Here is a 20,058-nt window from a genome sequence, read left to right as displayed (position 1 = left end):
ATTAAATGTGGGAGCGGGCTTGCTCGCGAAGGGGCCAGCCCAACCACCGCAAATTCAATGCCGTTTGATAAACCCGGTCAACGCCGCCAACGCTTCCGGCGATCGCAGCCGCTGGGTAAACAACGCGCCCTCTTCTTCTATCACTTTACGCAGCAATTCCCGGTCCGGCGCTTTCATCAATTGCTTGCTGATGCGCACCGCTTCCGGCGGCAACGATTCAAAACGCAACGCCATCTCCCGCGCCTTGGCCAACGTCGCTTCGCCACTGCCCAACGCTTCGGTGGCAATCCCCCACTCTGCCGCCTTTTCACCGCTGAACCCCTCACCCAGCAGCAACAACTCCGCCGCTTTGGCATGCCCAAGCAAGCGCGGCAGGATCAGGCTGGAACCAAACTCCGGGCATAAGCCGAGATTGACAAACGGCATACGCAGGCGAGCATCACGGCTGATGTAAACCAGATCGCAATGCAGCAGCATTGTCGTGCCGATCCCCACCGCTGCGCCGGCCACAGCGGCGATCACCGGTTTGCGGCATTCAAGCAAGTTGAGCATGAAGTGAAACACCGGGCTGTCGAGGCTGCCGGGCGGTTGCTGGATGAAGTCGGCGATGTCGTTGCCAGCGGTGAAGCACTCGTCGCTGCCGGTGATCAGCACGGCGTTGATTTCGGGGTCGGTGTCGGCCTGCTTCAGCGCCTCGGCCAAATGGCTGTACATGGCGCGGGTCAGGGCGTTTTTCTTCTCGGGGCGATTCAGGCGCAGCGTCAGCAAACCGCGTTCGCGTTCGATCTGGATGGCTTCGGTCATGGGGGTCTCGCGTCTGAAAAATCAGCGCTCAACCACGAGGCAGGAACACATCGGCCAGCAGTTGATTGCGCGGCAACCCCGCGAGGTACAGGCGCCGGGAAAAGGCGTCGACACTGTCGGGGGCTCCGCAGACTAAGGCCAGGGTTTGCCGGGAGACAAGCCGCAGTTGCGCCAATGCCTGCGGCAACTCGGTCGGAGTCCAGCACTCGACACTCAGGTTATCGCGGCCCTCGGCCATGGCCAGCAGGGGTTTGGTCAGGTAATGCTCATCGGCGTCATGGGCCAGGTGAATGACACGAATGGCGCCCTGATGATCATGCCGCAATGCCTCACGCAAGACTCCGAACAACGGGCCAAGGCCGGTGCCGGCGGCCAACAGCCACAGCGGTCGGGTGTGCCAGTCAGGGTCGTAATGCAGAGCGCCGCCGCGCAATTCGCCGAGGCGGATCGAATCGCCGATCTTCAGCTGACGGGCCGCGTCGCTAAATTGCCCCGGCTGGCGACAATCGAGATGAAACTCCAGAAAGCGGTCTTCTTGCGGCAGGCTGGCGAGGGAATAAGGCCGTGCCACATTGCCCGCCCACAACACCAAATGCTGGCCGGCGCTGTAGCGCAAAGGACGCTGCGGCGTCAGGCGCAAGCGCAGCACGCTGGCGCTCAACCAATCGACGGCGGCGACCTCGGCCGGGCGACCATCGACCTGGGGATCGAAGGTATGCACCTGCAAATCCTCGACCACCTGACACTGGCACGCCAGGCGCCAGCCCTGCTGACGCTGGTCTGCGCTCAAGGCATCCGGGCGGCTGTCGCTCGGTAGCCCTTGTACACATTGCACCAGGCACGCATGGCAACTGCCGGCACGGCAACTGTAGGGGACGGGCACACCGTTTTGATTCAAGGCATCGAGCAGGTTGCTGCCCGGTGCCACCGACCACTGCCGCTCGYCGACCCGCAACTCAGGCATCGATGTTCTCCCAGGCCGCCGCGCAACGGTTGCGACCGTCACGCTTGGCGCGGTACAGCGCCTGATCGGCGCGCTGCAAGGCGTCGTCGAGGTCGTCGCCCAGTTCCAGCAGGGTCATGCCCACCGACAAACTGAGATGGGCAACTTCGAGGCCGATCAGCTCGACATCGGTGAACGCGATACGCAACCGCTCACAGCACGCGGTCAATCGTTCGGCATCGCAATCGGGCACCATCACCACGAATTCTTCGCCGCCATAACGTGCCAGTACATCACCGTCGCGCAGGCACGCGGTCGCCACGCCGGCAAAGGCTTGCAAGACCTGGTCGCCTGCCGCATGGCCGTGCACATCGTTAATGCGTTTGAAGTGGTCAAGGTCGATCAGCGCCAGGCCATGCACTACGCCAGCGTCCATGGCATTCAGTTCGCGGGAGGCCAGGCTCAGGAAATGGCGGCGGTTGAACAGCCCGGTGAGTTCGTCGGTGGCGACCAGGTCTTCGAGCTGGCGCATCATCCCGCGCAGGGTCTCCTGGTGCGCTTGCAAGGCGAAGCGCCGCTGCCGCATGCGCTGACGCGATGCCTGCACATAGCGGGCGTAGAGCACCAGCCAGATCAACACAATAAGCAACACGCACACTTGCAACCCGGCCAGCGCCGGGTCGTGGAGTTCAAAGTGATAGCCCTCCCACAGCGTGATCGCACTGAAACTGAAAAACACCAACAGCGCACAGCGCGCCAACGCCCGGCGCGACAGATGGAACAGTCCGAAGAGCAGGATCAACACGTAAAACACCAGGAACGCGCCGCGTGCTTCATCCAGATTGGCGATCAGCCAGGTTTGCCAGCCCAGTCCTATCAAGACTTGCACTTCAGTCAGGCTGGGGTCGGAGAAACGCAGGTTATAGCCGCTGTAAAACACCGCGAACAATGCCGCTTGGCTGATGATCACTAATCCAGTGCCGACGGCCAGGAGGGCCAAGGGCTCATCATAGTGTCCAGTGAAAAACGCCAGCCACAACAGCATCAGCGCCAGGGCGTAAGTGCCGGCTGCAAGGGCAAAGCGCTTGAGTAGAAGCTGTTGAATGGCGTTATGGGTCAATCGTTGACTCACCATGCGAATGAAAGCTGTTTGAGTGTCCTACTCTACAGGCCGGATACTACTTTAGTGGCGAGCCGGATAAATGACCATGCAATTTTCCGGACAGAAAACTGGCGTCAAAAACATTCCCACCCTGAATGGCATAAAACCTGTGGGGAGGGGATTGCCTGTGGCGAGGGGGTTTGCCCCCGTTCGGCTGCGAAGCAGTCGTAAATCTGCATATGGGTGTGCGAGATGGAATGCAGGGGAGCGCTTCGCACTCCAACGGGGGCAAGCCCCCTCGCCACAAGATTGACCGTCGGCGGGTGTGCCCGCAAGCGAGGCGCGCTATACTGCCGCGCCTTTTTAGCGTCGCGCCAGCAGCCCCGGCGTGCCTTGAAAGGTGCTTGCAACCGACCGATGCACCCAAGTTGCAAGCACCTTATTGAATGTTCCCGTCTTTTAGAGGAGCGCGACTCATGACCGTGATCAAGCAAGACGACCTGATTCAGAGCGTTGCCGACGCCCTGCAGTTCATTTCCTATTACCACCCCGTTGACTTCATCCAGGCGATGCACGAAGCCTACCTGCGTGAAGAATCGCCGGCTGCGCGCGATTCGATTGCGCAAATCCTGATCAACTCGCGCATGTGTGCCACCGGCCACCGCCCGATCTGCCAGGACACCGGCATCGTTACCGTGTTCGTCCGTGTGGGCATGGACGTGCGTTGGGATGGCGCCACCATGGGCCTGGACGACATGATCAACGAAGGCGTGCGCCGGGCTTACAACCTGCCGGAAAACGTCCTGCGTGCCTCGATCCTGGCCGACCCGGCGGGCGCTCGTAAAAACACCAAGGACAACACCCCGGCCGTTATCCACTACTCCATCGTTCCGGGTAACACCGTGGAAGTGGACGTGGCAGCCAAGGGCGGCGGTTCCGAGAACAAGGCGAAAATGGCCATGCTCAACCCGTCCGACTCGATCGTCGACTGGGTGCTGAAGACCGTTCCGACCATGGGCGCCGGCTGGTGCCCACCGGGCATGCTCGGCATCGGCATCGGCGGCACCGCCGAGAAAGCCGCCGTGATGGCCAAGGAAGTGTTGATGGAGTCCATCGACATTCACGAGCTCAAGGCTCGCGGCCCACAGAACCGCATTGAAGAAATGCGCCTGGAGCTGTTCGAGAAGGTCAACCAACTGGGCATCGGTGCCCAGGGCCTGGGCGGTCTGACCACCGTGCTTGACGTGAAGATCATGGATTACCCGACCCACGCCGCTTCGTTGCCGGTGTGCATGATCCCGAACTGCGCCGCCACCCGTCACGCCCACTTCGTGCTCGACGGTTCCGGCCCGGCCTCGCTGGAAGCGCCACCGCTGGACGCCTACCCGGAAATCGTCTGGGAAGCGGGTCCGTCGGCTCGTCGCGTCAACCTCGACACCCTGACCCCGGAAGACGTGCAGAGMTGGCAGCCGGGCGAAACCGTCCTGCTCAACGGCAAGATGCTTACCGGTCGCGATGCGGCGCACAAGCGCATGGTCGAGATGCTGAACAAGGGTGAAACCTTGCCAGTAGACCTCAAGGGTCGCTTCATCTATTACGTCGGCCCGGTCGATCCGGTGCGCGAAGAAGTGGTGGGCCCTGCCGGTCCGACCACCGCGACGCGGATGGACAAGTTCACCCGTCAGATCCTCGAGCAAACCGGCCTGCTGGGCATGATCGGCAAATCCGAGCGCGGCCCTACCGCAATCGAAGCGATCAAGGACCACAAGGCCGTGTACCTGATGGCAGTCGGCGGCGCGGCTTACCTGGTGGCGCAAGCCATCAAGAAGTCCCGCGTGGTGGCTTTCGCCGAACTGGGCATGGAAGCGATCTACGAGTTCGACGTCAAAGACATGCCTGTGACTGTTGCGGTTGACAGCAAAGGTGAGTCGGTACACATCACCGGTCCTGCCATCTGGCAGAAGAAGATCAGTGAGAGCCTGGCAGTAGAAGTGCAGTAAGCGCTTTAGCGGGCTGAAAGCGGCCGGGTTGTCTGACTAGACGACCCGGCCGTTTTTTTGCTCAAAAATAATGTTCATGTCATTAAAACCGAGTGTTTACAACTATTCGGTCTAGAACGCCCCGCCTGACCTGTCAGATCTGACAGGTTACGAATGATGTCTATCTTGTTAGCGTCTGATCCATCCAGCGACACCGTAATCACGGGCGAGCGCCAGGCCAAAAACAGGATCAGCCCCATGGAAGACCGAGCGTCTCTGAGTATCACTGAACCCTCCATCGCCAAAAGTGCATCGATCGCCACCATCGGCAAAAGCTGGGGATCCGTCGGCACTACGGGTAGGGCCTCATTCGAATTGCGGCTGCCCTTTTCAGCAGGGCGCGGGTTCGATCCCGGTATGACGCTGAGCTATGACAGCCAGTCTGGCAATGGCACGTTCGGTATCGGTTGGCATTTGAACCTCAGCACCATTACCCGCCAGACCAACAAAGGCGTGCCGCGCTACACCGACGATGATGTGTTCCTCAGCCCCATGGGCGAGGAGCTGGTGGCCGAGCGTGATACCAACGACGAGATCAAGTCCCGAGACGAGATTGAATACCGTGGATTACCGATCGGTGCACACCAGGTGGTGCAATATCGGCCCCGGGTCGAAAGCACGTTTGATGTCCTCGAATATTGGCGCTCCGAGGCCAACCCCGAAGGTTTCTGGCTGGTCCATGGTGCCGACGGCAGCCTGCACCTTTTTGGCAAAGTCGGGACTGCGCGCAAGGCTGACCCGCAAGACCCGAACCGGGTGGTTACCTGGCTGTTGCAAGAGAGCATGAACGCCCGGGGCGAGCACATCTGCTACGAGTACAAGGCGGAGGACCCGACCGAAAATCCTGCACCGCATGACTATCGGGCTCAACGCTATTTGCATCGCGTGTTGTATGGCAACTTCGAGGCGAGCAGCCATTTGTATGGGTGGAGCGTCCTGAAATCGGCGCCGCCCTCTTGGCACTTCCATCTGATTTTCGACTATGGCGAACGCACACCTGACCCTGCAGAAAAACCGGTGTATGACGCAGCGACGTTCAATTCATGGTCAATTCGCAAGGATCCCTTTTCGTCCTATGGACAGGGTTTTGAAATAGGCACCCGCCGCCTCTGCCAGCAAGTATTGATGTTTCACAATTTCCCGGTACCGGGCGATGAACCCGTGTTGGTCCGCCGCTTACAGCTGGAGTACGCAGCCAGTTCGGCCCCCTGGTCTTATAGCCAAATCACCGCGGCGCATTATCAGGCGTACGACGCCAGCGGCACCGTGAAATACAAGCCCCCGGTGGAATTCGACTATTCGGATTTCGAACTCAATTCACAGCCAGAACCGTTGTTCCCGCTCGAGCACATGCCGGGCATCGAAGCCGACCAACTCTATCAGTGTGTCGACCTGTTCGGCGAAGGCCTGCCGGGGTTTCTGTGTCGCTACGACCACTGCTGGTATTACCGCGAACCGCTGCGTGACTTGAGCGGTGGCGATCACATCAGCTATGGCCCGTGGACAGCGCTCAGCACAATCCCGGTTGCCGATCGCTACAAGCCAGCACATCAGGCGCTGATGGACCTGACCGGTGATGGTCGCCTGGACTGGGTCATTGCCGAGCCCGGCATGAGCGGGTTCCATACGCTGAATCCGGATAGAACCTGGTCCGGCTTCATTCCGTTCAAGGCGTTTCCGGTGGAGTATTTCGACCTCCTTTCGCAGCTTGGCGACCTGACGGGCGACGGCCTCAGCTCCCTGGCGCTGATCGGTCCCAACGCCGTACGCCTCTACGCCAATCAGCGTGAAGACGGCTTTGCCAAGGGCGAGTATGTCGCTCATGAACCGGCTGACGATCGTTTGCCCTTGATCAGCAACACTCGCAGCGAACTGGTGTTTCTGGACAACCTGCTGGGAAGCGACATGAGCGAGTTGTGCCGCATTCGCCACGACGAAATCAAATGCTGGCCCAACCTGGGGCGTGGGCACTTCGGCGAGGGCTTCGTCATGAGTGCCCTGCCCTTCGCGTACGAAACATTCGATGCAGCGCGGGTACGCATCGCAGATTTGAACGGCTCCGGCGCACCCGCTCTGATCTATCTGAATTCGGTTGGCTTTGAGATCTACCTCAACCTCGGTGGCAACGGTTTCGAGCAGACGCCCATTCAGGTCGCCTGGCCCGAAGGCGTGCGTTACGACAATCTGTGCCAAGTCACGCTCGCTGACCTGCAAGGGCTCGGCTGCGCCAGTCTGATCCTGACCGTACCGCACATGAATCCCCGGCATTGGCGCTATGATTTTGTCAGTGCCAAGCCGTACCTGATGATCGCCAGCAACAACAATATGGGCTGCAGCACTGAGGTTATTTACCGAAGTTCCGCGCAGTTCTGGCTGGATGAGAAACAGCGAATTCTCAAATTAAAGCGCCTGCCCGTCTGTTACTTGCCGTTCGCCATGCAGGTTGTCAGTCAACAAACCCAGCGGGATGAAATCACCGGTAATTGCCTGAATCAGTTCTTCAACTATTTCGAGGCCTGGTACGACTATCAGGAACGGGAGTTCCGTGGTTTCGGGCGACTGCACCAAACCGACAGCGAGACCGGCTCGGGTGAAGACGAAAGCTTCACCGACCCAGTATTGGTCTGTACCTGGTTCCATACGGGCAAGCAGATCGACATGCTTCGCGAGGGTTACTCCGAGGGTGATGACGAGGCCCAACCACTGGGCGACACGCTCTTTTGTCGATACCACCCGAGCGACGAATGCGAAGAATTCATCACACCGGCCGACGAGGCCACCGCCCACCAAATTGCCCGCACGCTCGCAGGCTCCGTGCTGAGGGTGGAAACGTTCGCCGCGGATGACCCGGTTCCGGCAGCGCCTTTCCTCGTGGAACAAACCCGATACATCGTGCGCGAAGTGCGTGAACGTGGCGCACATTATTCCGACGCGGTACTGATGCCGTCCGTGCTGGAAAGTATCAGCTACCACTATGAACGCTTTGTCGAAGACCCGTTGTGCCGCCACGTCATCAACTTGAGCCGGGACGCTTTCGGGCTGACGACCCACAGCATCACAGTCAGCTATGCTCGGCGCACTACCAAGGATGATGAGCCGCCGTTTGATGATGCCGATGAGCGCAAATGGTGGGTAGATGCCCATGATGAGGCTCAGCAGTCCTACTACCTGAGTGAAACCCGCGCCAGGTTTATTCATTTGGAGAATCTGCAAGGCTGGAGGCTTGGCTTGCCGTATCAGCAACGCGGCAATGCATTGGTGTTGCCCAAGGCGCCGCTGCCAGGAAGCCTCGACCCGAAAGAAATTTCTTATACACAGCTGCTCGACCTGTTCAAGTCACCCGAATGGGTGGCTCAGCGAGAGCTGACCTCACAATCGCTGCAACGCTACGTCAAAACGGCTGACGGCGCGGTACTCGCGCGCGGCACCGCCGAGTTCGAGGCATTGGCGGGGCCGCTGGAAATCGCTCAACTGAACAAGACGGCGCTGGAGGTCTACGGTGACGTGGATCCTCCGATCGATATCCGGGAAGAACTGACGAAGATCGGTTATTTGCCCATGGACCTGTTTCTGGGTACGGACGAAGCCGCCGACAAAGAAGAGGACAAACAGCAAAACCTCTGGTCCTCTCAATACAAATTTGCCCGGTATGCAGACCTCAATCGCTTCCACAAAGTGACGCACTACAACGAAACACAAAGCCACGGAGTGACTACCGCCCAATACGACGACTTCAACCTGATGGTCACCCGCGTCGAGCTGCCGGATGGCTGTACCACACGCGTCGAGTTCGACTACCACACGCTGCAACCGCTGCGCATCATCGATGCCAACGATAACGTTGAAGAAGCCCTTTACGATCCATCCGGCCCGCACACCGTCACCTATTACGGAACAGCCGCCGGTCTGCCTGCCGGTTTCCTCGACATAGGGGACTATCGGCGTCCCGAAGATGGCAGCCCCGGCACGGCAATCGATGCCCCGACACAAGCATTGCAAAATGCCGCAACCACCTTTCGCAAGGATCTGTTCAGCTGGATGGGCCGGCTTCCAGAGTCCGTCCGTCAGACACCCGACTGGCTGGCTGACTGGATCGCGCAAGGCCTGGTACTACCAAGCCTTCACATACGGGCGTGCGCCCGGCTGCGTCTGACCCGACTCGATTCCCGGACACCGGCCGAGCAGGCATTGTGGGAACGGTTGCACAGTGTCCCGCGCATTCCGGTACACAGCGTCGCCTTGACTGCCGATCGCGATTACTACGATCCGCAACCGCAGCAGATCCACATTATCCTGAGCATCGTCGATGGTTTCGGGCGCCCCCTGCAAACCCAGCAATTGGTTGAGCCTGGTGAGGCGTATGTMGTAGAGAACGGCGAGCTGGTGATTGAAGACGGCGCGCCCAAGGTCGCACACGCCCAGCGACGCTGGCGCATCAGCGAACGTGTGGAATACAACAACAAGGGGCTCCCCGTACGCACCTATCGCCCCTATTTCGCCAACGTTTACGGCTACATCCATGACGTGTCTTTCAGGGATTTCGGCCACCACGACAAAAGCTTCTACGACGTGCTGGGCCGCACTATCAAGATCATCAACGCCAAAGGCGATACCGCACTTGAACTGTTCCATCCCTGGTACAAAACCAGCATGGACTTCAATGACACTTACCTGGCGCCTCCCGCAAAAGTGCGCAAAGGCTTGCGATGACGTGCGCGACTCACTGGCACACCCCGGCGGTGACGGCACAAGACCCACGTGGCCTGGCAGTCCGTCAGATAGCGTATCTGCGCAACGCGGCCAACGGAGCCCTGGAGCCCCTCGTCACCCGGCAAACCTTTGACGTGACCGTGCAACAAGTGGAACTGTGGGATCCGCGTCGGGCCGATGCCCCAAGGCCCAATTTAAAATCGGTCTACGGCCTTGGCGGGCAATCGGTCAAGGTCGATAGCGTCGATGAGGGCCCGCGCTGGAGCCTGGTGGGGCTGGCCGGTGAAACGCTCTGGCGTCGGGACGGACGGGGAAATCAGTGGCGCACCCGCTACGACAACCAGTTACGCGTGCTCACGTTGCAAGAAAATGATCAAGAAAGCGTCGAGGTGTTTACTTACGCCACTGCGCTCGATGACCCGAACCATAACCGGCGCGGCCAGATGATCAGGCAGGTCGATGCCTCAGGTGTATTTGAACCCACCAGCTTCAGCCTGCATGGCCAGTCGATGCACGACAGCCGAACGATCATCGATGCCGGCGTCTTCCTCAGCAGCCGAACCTACAGCCCGCTCGGCGCCGTGCTGACCCAAACCGATGCCGGTAACCATCAGCAACGGATGCAGTACGACGTCGCGGGGCATCTGAAACAGGGTCACCTTCGGCTCACACCCACAGCAGATTGGCAGCCTGTACTTGAAGACGCCCGGTACAACGCCGCCGGGCAGATCATCAACCAACTCGCTGGCAATCAGGTCGTCAGCACCTGGACGTACGACGATGCCGATGGCCGTCTCGCGACCCTGACCGCTGGGCGAACCGGGCAAGAACCGCTCCAGCACTTTCAGTACCACTATGACCGGGTCGCAAATGTCTTGCGCATCGACGACCTCAACTTTACTCCGCGGCACTTCGCCAATCAGTTGATCGATGGCCATCGCGAGTTCAGCTACAACTCGCTGTACCAACTGACCTGTGCTACCGGCCATGACGCCGCACCCGGCTCCGATCTGCCGGGGCTGCCATTGCCGAGCGATCCCAACAACCACCTCAATTACAAACAGACTTACACGTACGACGCCGGCGGCAACCTGATCAAACTGATCCATGAGCGCGCGGTAGGCGGCTACACCCACGAGATGTGCATTGACCCGAACAGTAACCGCGGTGTGCGCTGGAAAGAAGGAGAACCCGTCCCGGATTTCGACTCCTTGTTCGACCGTCATGGCAACCTGAACGCCTCGGCCCCGGGAAGGCCGCTGCACTGGAACAGCCGCGATCAACTGGCATCGGCAACGCTGGTTGAACGTGACGGCGTCCCCAACGATGAAGAAATCTATCGCTACAGCCAAGGCGCACGAGTCTTCAAGCGCCATGAAACCCATACGTCATCGACCACCCACTTCCACCAGATTATTTACCTGCACGGCCTGGAAATCCGCACTCGGGACAACGGTGAAGAACTGCATGTCATCACCTTGCCGGGCGGTCGCGGCAGTGTGCGCTGCCTGCATTGGGTGAGCAAAAAACCCGAGGGCGTCGACCAGGATCAGCTGCGCTACAGCCTCGACGATCACTTGGGCTCCAGCCTAATGGAACTGGATCAAAACGCTCGACTGATCAGCCACGAAGGCTACTACCCGTTTGGCGGTACGGCCTGGTTGACGGCGGCTTCTGCATTGGAGGCCAGCTACAAAACCATCCGTTACTCGGGCAAGGAAATGGATGAATGCGGGCTTTATTACTACGGTGCTCGTTACTACGCGCCGTGGTTGCAGCGCTGGGTCAGTGCCGATCCGGCGGGGGATGTGGACGGGCTGAATCTGTATGTATTTGTGGGGAATGACCCGCTGAACTACTTCGATACAGAAGGGGAAAAACGAACACCGGCAGAGCTGCGAGTCGTCATCGACAATTACACCAATGTACTGGCCACCGTCGAGCCCAGACTGGATCAGTCGATTTATCAGTTAAACAACTTGCACCGAACTCGGGACATCTACAAATCAGGAGGCAAAAGACTGGTTTTCACCAGTATCAATTTTCTTGCCTCAGCATTCACCGCTGGTATGGCGGCCACGGGAGCGACGGCCGCCACATCATTCACCGGGCCGGTGGCCCCGGTATTCGGTGTCGGGGCCGCTATTGTTACCGCTGATTTAACAGGCAATGCCTTGGACAAGGTCGCCAAAAGGAATGCGTTTGGGTACCCACTGCTACCCAAGGCAGACGACTTCAGCGTTGAGAGTATCCAACAGGAAACAATGCCTTTGAGCCTGAAAGCGGAAGTAAAAGCGTTTGCGTCCAAATACGACCTCAGAACAACGAATGGCCAGAAAGAAGCGCTCTTCGCGGTCACCATTAATGCCGCGGACACGGTGCTTGAAACAGCGACTCACCTCGAAAAATCACTTGCCCTCTTTCGCTTGAGCGTCGAAATGACCGAAGCACTCAACGGCACACTAGGCCCGCGAGACCTCGACGAGGTCAACCAGGCGCTCGACACATTGGGGGATTACCTCAACGTCAGGAAAGACATTGCTGATGAAGCTCTTGAAGAGCTTGCAAGCACAGATGTCGAGAAGGCAGAAATTGCCGGGATCCAGCATCGACTGGGAGCGACTGAAACCGTTGTGAAAGCCAAGATGCAACGCGTCGTGGACCTCAATGACCGGTTGAGTCAACGCCTTCAGAAAAGACAAGCGGCGTGAACAGATGACCCACACTATTTATGCCAAAACCCCAGACTTGGCAGCCTTTGACGCCAGAGGTTTGCCGATTCGACAAGTCGCTTACTTGTGCAACAAAGTCGGCGGTGAAATAGAAACGCTCATCTCTCGCGACGTTCATAAAGCCGCCGGGCAGTTGATCGAAAAATGGGACCCGCGATTATCCAAACCTGCCATGCGCAACATCCCTCGCCTCTCGGGAGAGCCCGTCAAGATTGTCAGCGTCGATGCCGGCTGGCGCGTGAGTCTGTTGGGTCTGGCCGGCGAAGAGCTGCGACGTTGGGAGCAACGCGGCACACATTGGCACAACACCTACGATGATCAGTTGCGCCTGGTCGCGGTGTCTGAGAATGATCAACCGAACGTTGAAACCTTCACCTATGCCAACGCATCGGCAGACCCCGCCCGTAATCAGCGCGGCCAGATGATCCAGCACGTTGACCCTGCAGGCACAATTGAACTGAGCAGTTTCAGCCTGCAAGGGGTGCCGCTGAGTGAAGCCCGGACAATTGCCGATTCGGGTAGCTTTATCAGCCGCTGGACTTACAGCCCGCTGGGCGCGGTGTTGACTCAAACCGATGCAGGCGGTCATCAACAGCATCTGCGCTACGACGTTTGCGGCCAGCTGAAACAAGTGTTTGTGCAACTCAAGGCCAGTGAACCGGAATGCATTCTGCAGGATGCCCAGTACAACGCTGCCGGCCAGATCCAGACCCAGATCGCTGGCAATGGTGTGGTCAGCCGATGGACTTTCGACCCCGCCGATGGTCGCCTGTCCACGCTCAAGTCCGGCAAACCCGACGAGGCATTGCAGCAAAACCTGCGGTACTCCTATGACCCGATGGGCAACATTCTGCGCATCGACGATGACACGCTGACCACGGTGCACTTCGCCAACCAGCGCGTCGACGGGCATCGGGAATTTACCTATGACTCACTGTACCGGCTGATCAGTTCCAGCGGTTTCGAGGCCGAGGTCCCCAACCTGCGACCTGGTTTGCCGGCGCTTATCCAGCCCATCGACCTCGGTCGTCGCTACGGCTACACCGAAAGCTACACCTACGATGCGGGCAATAACCTGATCAAGCTGTGCCATCAGCGCGAGGGCAATAACTTTACGCAGCACATGCGCATCGACCCCGACAGCAACCGTGGGGTGCGCTGGAAAACCGGCGATCCAGAGCCGGACTTCCAGAATCACTTCGACCTGCATGGCAACCAGCAATTTCTACAGAACGGCACCCAACCCTTGATTTGGAATGCCCGCGATCAACTGGAAAAAGTGAGCTTGCTCACCCACGGCAACGGCCTGGCGGACGATGAAGAAACCTATCTCTATAGCCAAGGCGAACGGGTCCGCAAACGCCACGTCACCCACACCCGATCGATGACGCACTGCCGTGAAGTGCTTTACCTGCCGGGGCTGGATATCCACACCCGCGATGATGGTCGCGTGCTGCACGTCCTTACCCTGCCACTGGCTTTCGGCAGCGTTCAGTGCCTGCACTGGGTCAATGGCCAGCCGGAGGGTCTGGAGCCGGATCAATTGCGCTACAGCCTCGACGACCATTTGGGCTCCTGCACACGGGAACTGGACCGCGACGGTGCCTTGATCAGTCTTGAGTTCTATTACCCGTTTGGTGGCACCGCGTGGTGGGCGGCACGCTCGGTGGTCGAGGCCGATTACAAGACCATCCGCTATTCAGGCAAGGAAATGGACCGCTGTGGGCTTTATTACTATGGCGCCCGGTATTACGCGCCCTGGCTGCAGCGTTGGGTGAGCGCCGATCCGGCGGGGGACATTGATGGACTGAATCTCTACGCTTTTACGGGGAACAACCCGGTCTGTTTTGTCGATGCCAATGGCGAAGGCAAATTGCCGAGTATTGCGAAATTCCATGCGGCCACGGACAGGCTCATTGCCTCCCAAAACGCCAGTTACGCCCGCAACAGGCAAGCCATCGCCACCCGTCATGCTAAAGACCAACTCGCCGACGAAGTCATCCGTCAACAAAAGGTGCTGGGGCTCACCGAACGACGGACGCTAGACGCTCAAGCGCAACTGGACAGGATGGGGGCGGGCTCGGACATCGCGCTGGCAACCGCGCGCAGGACAGGGGTACTTATCGCAGGCAAGGCCATCAGCTATGGTGCAGGCATTGCTGTCGGCACAGCGGGTCAGGCCCTGGGCCTGGTGGCTCCGGGTGTCGGCAATGTCGTGGGTGCAGGGATGGGAGTTGCCACGAAAATCGCGGTCAGCGCGGGTGTTGATTTTGTAGCCGAAAGAACAGGGATGAGCGCATCGGTCAATCTGAAAACCAGCAAGCTGACGGCGGAGAAAATCATACGCAAAGCCGAATACAAAACGATGGATCCCGTTGAGTRTGCCGTCGCAAAATACAAACATATGAACCCGACCTCGCAGAAATCCCAGTTGAAACTCACGAAGGAAGCCACCTCCATGGCGACCAGTGAAATACTGAAAATGACGCTCACACATTTCCCTTCTGAAGCGGTCAGCGCAATCAGCTCAGGTGTCACCGTATTACTGGGCATACCAGAAATAATTGATGAGGTCGTCGGCGCCACCCATGGAAAATCGGACGAAAAGCTGGGTTCATTTGAAAGCGGCATCACTGACCTGATCAGGGCTATTGACTCGGGCATGAACAAAATTGAAGCGACGGCTAACGTCTATGGCGTCACCCAAACATGAGGGGTCAATATTCAAGCGCAAAGAAATGAAACAACCAGGATCACCGGCCTTCTGGATAACTTGCTGATCAGTGTCAGAACCTTCAGAAGCCGAAGCCATGCGGCCGCATGAACTGATGGGTTGAAGTTCTAACCGCTAGTAGCCCGTTAGCCCATGTTATCGTGCGCGCCCGTATTGCTGACTGTTTCCGACACCATGCTGGCTTCCCGGACATTGCGCCTGACGCTATACACCTTGCTGATCATCGCCGGCGCCGTGCTCGCGGCCGGTTTCGCCATGCGTCACGCCGAACGCCAGGCGCTGGTCGAAGACGCCTCCCGCGCCAATCAGCAACTGGCGCTGTACGCCAATTCCCTGCACACCCTGATCGACCGCTACCGCGCCCTGCCCGCCGTGCTGGCGCTGGACCCGGAGTTGCGCGCCGCCCTCAGTGGCACGGTATCGCCTGAGCAACAGGACGCACTGAATCGCAAGCTGGAAAAAATCAACGGTGCGGCGCAATCCTCGACCCTCGAATTGCTCGACCGCACCGGCCTCGCCGTGGCCGCCAGCAACTGGCGCTTGCCCAGCAGCTATGTCGGCCACAACTACGGCTTTCGTCCCTACTTCAGCGAAACACGCACCCAAGGCACCGGGCGTTTTTATGCGGTGGGCGTGACCAGCGGGATTCCTGGGTATTTTCTGTCCAGCGCGGTCACCAGCGAAAACGGCGAGTTTCTCGGCGCGATGGTGGTCAAGCTTGAGTTTCCGGAACTGGAGCGCGAATGGCGCCAAGGCAGCGACACGCTGCTGGTCAGCGATGCACGCGGGATCATCTTCATCGCCAACCAGCCGGGTTGGCGCTATCGATTGTTGCAACCGTTGAACGACAGCGATCACGCCGCGCTCAAGGCCACCCGCCAATACGACAAACAACCGCTGACACCGCTGGACTATCAAACGCTGCAGCACTTCGACGACAACAGTGATCTGAGGCGCGTCGCGGGCCCTGACGGAACAGCGGATTACCTGTGGGAATCGCTACCGCTGACCACGGAAGGCTGGACCCTGCATCTGCTGCGCCGCCCCCAGGCAGCCTTTGAAGACAGCCGCAACGCCGCGCTGGCTGCTGCCGGATTGTGGCTGGCGCTGGTGTTTCTGTTGCTGTTCCTCAATCAACGCTGGCGCCTGGCGAAAATGCGTCAGCGCAGCCGCGAAGAGCTTGAACGACTGGTAGAGGAACGCACCCGGGATTTGCGCACCGCTCAAGACGGTTTGGTGCAATCGGCCAAACTCGCGGCCTTGGGGCAAATGTCTGCCGCCCTCGCCCATGAAATCAACCAGCCACTGACCGCCCAGCGCATGCAGCTTGCTACGTTGCGCCTGCTGCTCGATCACGGAAGGGTCGACGACGCCTACAAGGCGCTCAGGCCGGTGGATGAGATGCTGACGCGCATGGCGGCCCTCACTGGTCACCTGAAAACCTTCGCCCGCAAAAGCCCCAGCGGCCTGCGCGAACGGCTGGATCTGGCGGCGGTGGTGGACCAGTCGCTGCACTTGCTTGATGCACGTGTGCGTGACGAACAGGTCAGCACGGTGCTGCACCTGGCGCGTCCGGCGTGGGTGCGCGGCGATGCGATTCGTCTGGAACAGGTGCTGATCAATTTACTGCGCAATGCCCTCGACGCCATGCACGACACACCCTGCAAACGTCTGGAAATCCGCCTCGAAGCCGACGAGCAATGCTGGCGCCTGACGGTCAGCGACAACGGTGGCGGCATCGCTCAAGAGCATCTGCCGAATGTGTTCGACCCGTTCTTCACCACTAAACCGGTGGGTGATGGCCTGGGCCTTGGCTTGGCGGTATCGTTTGCCATCATTCACGAATCGGGTGGCCGCCTGAGTGCCGACAATGGAGAAAACGGCGCCGTGTTTACCCTGACCTTGCCCATCGATCTGGAGGCGCCTGTTTCATGCTGAATTCAGTGATGGTGGTCGACGACGAAAGCAGCATCCGCAGCGCCGTCGAACAATGGCTGAGCCTGTCGGGTTTTGAGGTGCAGTTGTTCAGCCGGGCCGATGAGTGCCTGGCGCAATTGCCTGCGCACTTTCCCGGTGTGATCCTCAGCGACGTGCGCATGCCTGGCATGACGGGGCTGGAGTTGCTGGCCGAAGTTCAGCGCCGCGACGCCGACTTGCCGGTGATTTTGCTGACGGGTCACGGCGATGTGCCGATGGCGGTCGAAGCGATGCGCGATGGCGCGTATGACTTTCTGGAAAAACCCTTCAGCCCGGAAACCCTGCTGAGCAGTTTGCGCCGCGCGCTGGACAAACGCCGATTGGTCCTGGAAAACCGTGCCCTGCACGAGCTGGCCGACAACCGCGCCCGACTCGACGCCACCTTGCTCGGCGTGTCCCGTGGTTTACAGACACTGCGCCGACAGGTGCTGGACCTGGCGGCGTTGCCGGTCAACGTGTTGATCCGCGGTGAAACCGGCAGCGGCAAGGAGCTGGTTGCGCGTTGCCTGCATGACTTCGGGCCGCGTGCCGACAAGCCGTTTGTGGCGCTCAACTGTGCGGCGATTCCAGAGCAGTTGTTCGAAGCAGAGTTGTTCGGCCACGAGAGCGGCGCGTTTACCGGCGCCCAGGGCAAACGCATCGGCAAGCTTGAATACGCCGATGGCGGCACGCTGTTTCTCGATGAAATAGAGAGCATGCCGCTGGCCCAGCAAGTGAAATTGCTGCGGGTGTTACAGGAGCAGAAGCTGGAGCGCCTGGGGTCGAACCTGAGCATTCGCGTGGACCTGCGGATCATCGCCGCGACCAAACCCGATCTGCTCGATGAAGCGCKCGCCGGGCGTTTTCGTGAGGACTTGGCCTATCGACTGAACGTCGCCGAGTTGCGCTTGCCACCGTTGCGCGATCGGCGCGAAGACATTCCGTTGTTGTTCGAATCGTTTGCCCAAAATGCTGCCGAGCGTTTGGGCCGTACGTTTCCACCGCTGACCGGTCCGCAGCTGAGTCATCTGCTAAGCCACGACTGGCCGGGCAATGTGCGCGAACTGGCGAACGTTGCCGAGCGGCAAGTGCTGGGGCTGGGCGAACCGCAACCGGAGGGGATTGATCCGGGGCAGTCGCTGGCGGCGCAGCAGGAAGCGTTTGAAGCGCATTGTTTGCGCGCGGCATTGACCCGGCACAAAGGTGATGTGAAAGCGGTGCTTGAAGAACTGCAACTGCCACGCCGCACGTTCAATGAAAAGATGCAGCGGCATGGGTTGAGCCGGGAGATGTTCCTCGGCGAATGATCGTTCCCACGCTCCGCGTGGGAACGCAGCCTGGGACGCTCTGCGTCCCCAAAGCCGGACGCGGAGCGTCCGTTGAGGCATTCCCACGCGGAGCGTGGGAACGATCGGCTCCGGCGGAATTCCGCTTGCCAGCCCGAACTCCATAAGCGGATTTCCGCTCATCCAAGCCTCAAAACCCCTCTAAACCGCCCCTCTGCCTCTTGGCACACCTCCTGCTATAGCACTCTCAGGCTGCGTTTAAACGCGCTCCACAAAAACAATTAAATGAAGGATCCTTCAATGGATAACTCAAACGCCCTGCCCCTTGGGTCGGTTGCCGCGCCCGCCAAAGAAAGAACCACCTCCAGCCGCATCAAGTCGATCTTCAGCGGTTCCGTCGGCAACATGGTCGAGTGGTATGACTGGTACGTCTACGCCGCCTTCTCCCTGTACTTCGCTAAAGCCTTTTTCCCCAAAGGCGACACCACCGCCCAACTGCTGAACACCGCCGCGATCTTCGCCGTGGGCTTCCTGATGCGCCCGATCGGTGGCTGGTTGATGGGCCTCTACGCCGACAAGGCCGGTCGCAAAAAAGCGCTTATGGCCTCGGTGTACCTGATGTGCTTCGGCTCGCTACTGATCGCCCTGAGCCCCGGTTATGAAACCATTGGCATCGGCGCACCGATCCTGCTGATTTTCGCCCGCCTGCTGCAAGGTTTGTCGGTCGGTGGCGAGTACGGCACCTCGGCGACCTATCTCAGCGAGATGGCGACCAAGGAACGTCGCGGCTTCTACTCCAGCTTCCAATACGTGACGTTGATCTCCGGTCAGCTCATCGCGTTGGCGGTACTGATCGTGCTGCAACAAACCCTGACCACCGAGCAACTGTACGCATGGGGCTGGCGCATCCCGTTCGCCATCGGCGCGCTGTGTGCTGTAGTCGCGCTGTACCTGCGTCGCGGCATGGAAGAAACCGAGTCGTTCACCAAGAAAGAGAAAGCCAAGGAAAGCGCGATGCGCACCTTGATGCGTCATCCCAAGGAATTGATGACCGTGGTCGGCCTGACCATGGGCGGTACCCTGGCGTTCTACACCTACACCACCTACATGCAGAAATACCTGGTGAACACCGTCGGAATGAGCATCTCCGACTCCACCACGATTTCAGCAGCCACGCTGTTCCTGTTCATGTGCCTGCAACCGATCATCGGTGGGCTGTCGGATAAAGTCGGCCGTCGGCCGATCCTGATTGCCTTCGGCGTTCTGGGGACGCTGTTCACCGTGCCGATCCTGACCACGCTGCACACCGTTCAAACCTGGTGGGGCGCGTTCTTCCTGATCATGGCGGCGCTGATCATCGTCAGTGGCTACACCTCGATCAACGCGGTGGTGAAAGCCGAACTGTTCCCGACCGAAATTCGTGCACTGGGGGTTGGCTTGCCGTACGCCCTGACCGTGTCGATCTTCGGCGGCACCGCTGAATACATCGCGCTGTGGTTCAAGAGCATTGGCATGGAAACCGGGTACTACTGGTATGTCACGGCGTGTATTGCGGTGTCGTTGGTGGTGTACGTGACCATGAAAGATACCCGCAAGCATTCGCGGATCGAGACTGACTGACCGCTGGATTGATAGTGGCCTGACTGGCCTCTTCACGAGCAAGCCCGCTCCCACATTTGACCGAGTTCTCTCAGGGAAACGCGGTAGAAATGTGGGAGCGGGCTTGCTCGYGAAGGCCGCGCCTCGGTATCA

Annotated in this window: 10 protein-coding genes; 7 read left to right on the top strand and 3 right to left on the bottom strand. The window is 59.4% G+C overall.

Features of this window, described 5'->3' with window-relative positions:
- Positions 1-54: 54 nt before the first annotated feature.
- Genes AC1DRJ_RS07575 through AC1DRJ_RS07565 form a run of 3 tightly spaced genes read right to left on the bottom strand, consistent with a single transcriptional unit; the run spans position 55 to position 2,867 of the window.
- Positions 55-804, bottom strand: coding sequence for an enoyl-CoA hydratase-related protein (locus tag AC1DRJ_RS07575; protein WP_477801560.1), 750 nt, complete (start codon positions 802-804; stop codon positions 55-57).
- A gap of 28 nt (positions 805-832) precedes the next feature.
- Complete coding sequence (locus AC1DRJ_RS07570; protein ID WP_477801559.1) at positions 833-1,768, bottom strand: iron-sulfur-binding ferredoxin reductase; 936 nt, start codon at positions 1,766-1,768, stop codon at positions 833-835.
- Positions 1,761-2,867 carry a GGDEF domain-containing protein gene (locus tag AC1DRJ_RS07565; protein ID WP_477801558.1) on the bottom strand — a complete coding sequence of 369 codons (1,107 nt, stop codon included), beginning with the start codon at positions 2,865-2,867 and terminating at the stop codon, positions 1,761-1,763. Before AC1DRJ_RS07565 ends, AC1DRJ_RS07570 begins: the two co-directional genes overlap by 8 nt.
- 458 nt (positions 2,868-3,325) lie before the next feature.
- Between AC1DRJ_RS07565 and AC1DRJ_RS07560 the strand changes: the two genes are divergently transcribed.
- The 7 genes from AC1DRJ_RS07560 to AC1DRJ_RS07530 all read left to right on the top strand — a co-directional run bounded on the left by AC1DRJ_RS07560 (position 3,326) and on the right by AC1DRJ_RS07530 (position 19,926).
- Positions 3,326-4,849, top strand: a complete 1,524-nt coding sequence (locus tag AC1DRJ_RS07560) for a fumarate hydratase (RefSeq protein ID WP_477801557.1) — start codon at positions 3,326-3,328, stop codon at positions 4,847-4,849.
- A 237-nt stretch (positions 4,850-5,086) separates the two neighbouring features.
- Positions 5,087-9,598, top strand: coding sequence for a SpvB/TcaC N-terminal domain-containing protein (locus AC1DRJ_RS07555; RefSeq protein ID WP_477801556.1), 4,512 nt, complete (start codon positions 5,087-5,089; stop codon positions 9,596-9,598).
- Positions 9,595-12,309, top strand: a complete 2,715-nt coding sequence (locus AC1DRJ_RS07550; RefSeq protein ID WP_477801555.1) for an RHS repeat-associated core domain-containing protein — start codon at positions 9,595-9,597, stop codon at positions 12,307-12,309. The genes AC1DRJ_RS07555 and AC1DRJ_RS07550 overlap by 4 nt, the downstream gene beginning before the upstream one ends.
- A 4-nt stretch (positions 12,310-12,313) precedes the next feature.
- On the top strand, positions 12,314-15,043 hold the full coding sequence (locus AC1DRJ_RS07545; RefSeq protein ID WP_477801554.1) for an RHS repeat domain-containing protein: 2,730 nt from the start codon (positions 12,314-12,316) through the stop codon (positions 15,041-15,043).
- 153 nt (positions 15,044-15,196) lie between these two features.
- Positions 15,197-17,002, top strand: a complete 1,806-nt coding sequence (locus AC1DRJ_RS07540; RefSeq protein ID WP_477801553.1) for a sensor histidine kinase — start codon at positions 15,197-15,199, stop codon at positions 17,000-17,002.
- Positions 16,996-18,327, top strand: coding sequence for a sigma-54-dependent transcriptional regulator (locus tag AC1DRJ_RS07535; RefSeq protein WP_477801552.1), 1,332 nt, complete (start codon positions 16,996-16,998; stop codon positions 18,325-18,327). The genes AC1DRJ_RS07540 and AC1DRJ_RS07535 overlap by 7 nt, the downstream gene beginning before the upstream one ends.
- A gap of 279 nt (positions 18,328-18,606) precedes the next feature.
- Positions 18,607-19,926 carry an MFS transporter gene (locus AC1DRJ_RS07530; protein WP_477801551.1) on the top strand — a complete coding sequence of 440 codons (1,320 nt, stop codon included), beginning with the start codon at positions 18,607-18,609 and terminating at the stop codon, positions 19,924-19,926.
- Positions 19,927-20,058 lie beyond the last annotated feature (132 nt).

The sequence above is a fragment of the Pseudomonas sp. P5_B2 genome, from assembly GCF_056400445.1.
Note: the sequence above shows the minus strand (reverse complement) of the source record. Positions and strands in the feature narration are given on the sequence as shown.

Bases quoted from the DNA above. Each gene is read 5' to 3' on its own strand.
- AC1DRJ_RS07540 (WP_477801553.1), top strand. From the start codon at position 15,197: ATGTTATCGTGCGCGCCCGTATTGCTGACTGTTTCCGACACCATGCTG.
- AC1DRJ_RS07550 (WP_477801555.1), top strand. From the start codon at position 9,595: ATGACGTGCGCGACTCACTGGCACACCCCGGCGGTGACGGCACAAGAC.
- AC1DRJ_RS07575 (WP_477801560.1), bottom strand. From the start codon at position 804: ATGACCGAAGCCATCCAGATCGAACGCGAACGCGGTTTGCTGACGCTG.
- AC1DRJ_RS07530 (WP_477801551.1), top strand. From the start codon at position 18,607: ATGGATAACTCAAACGCCCTGCCCCTTGGGTCGGTTGCCGCGCCCGCC.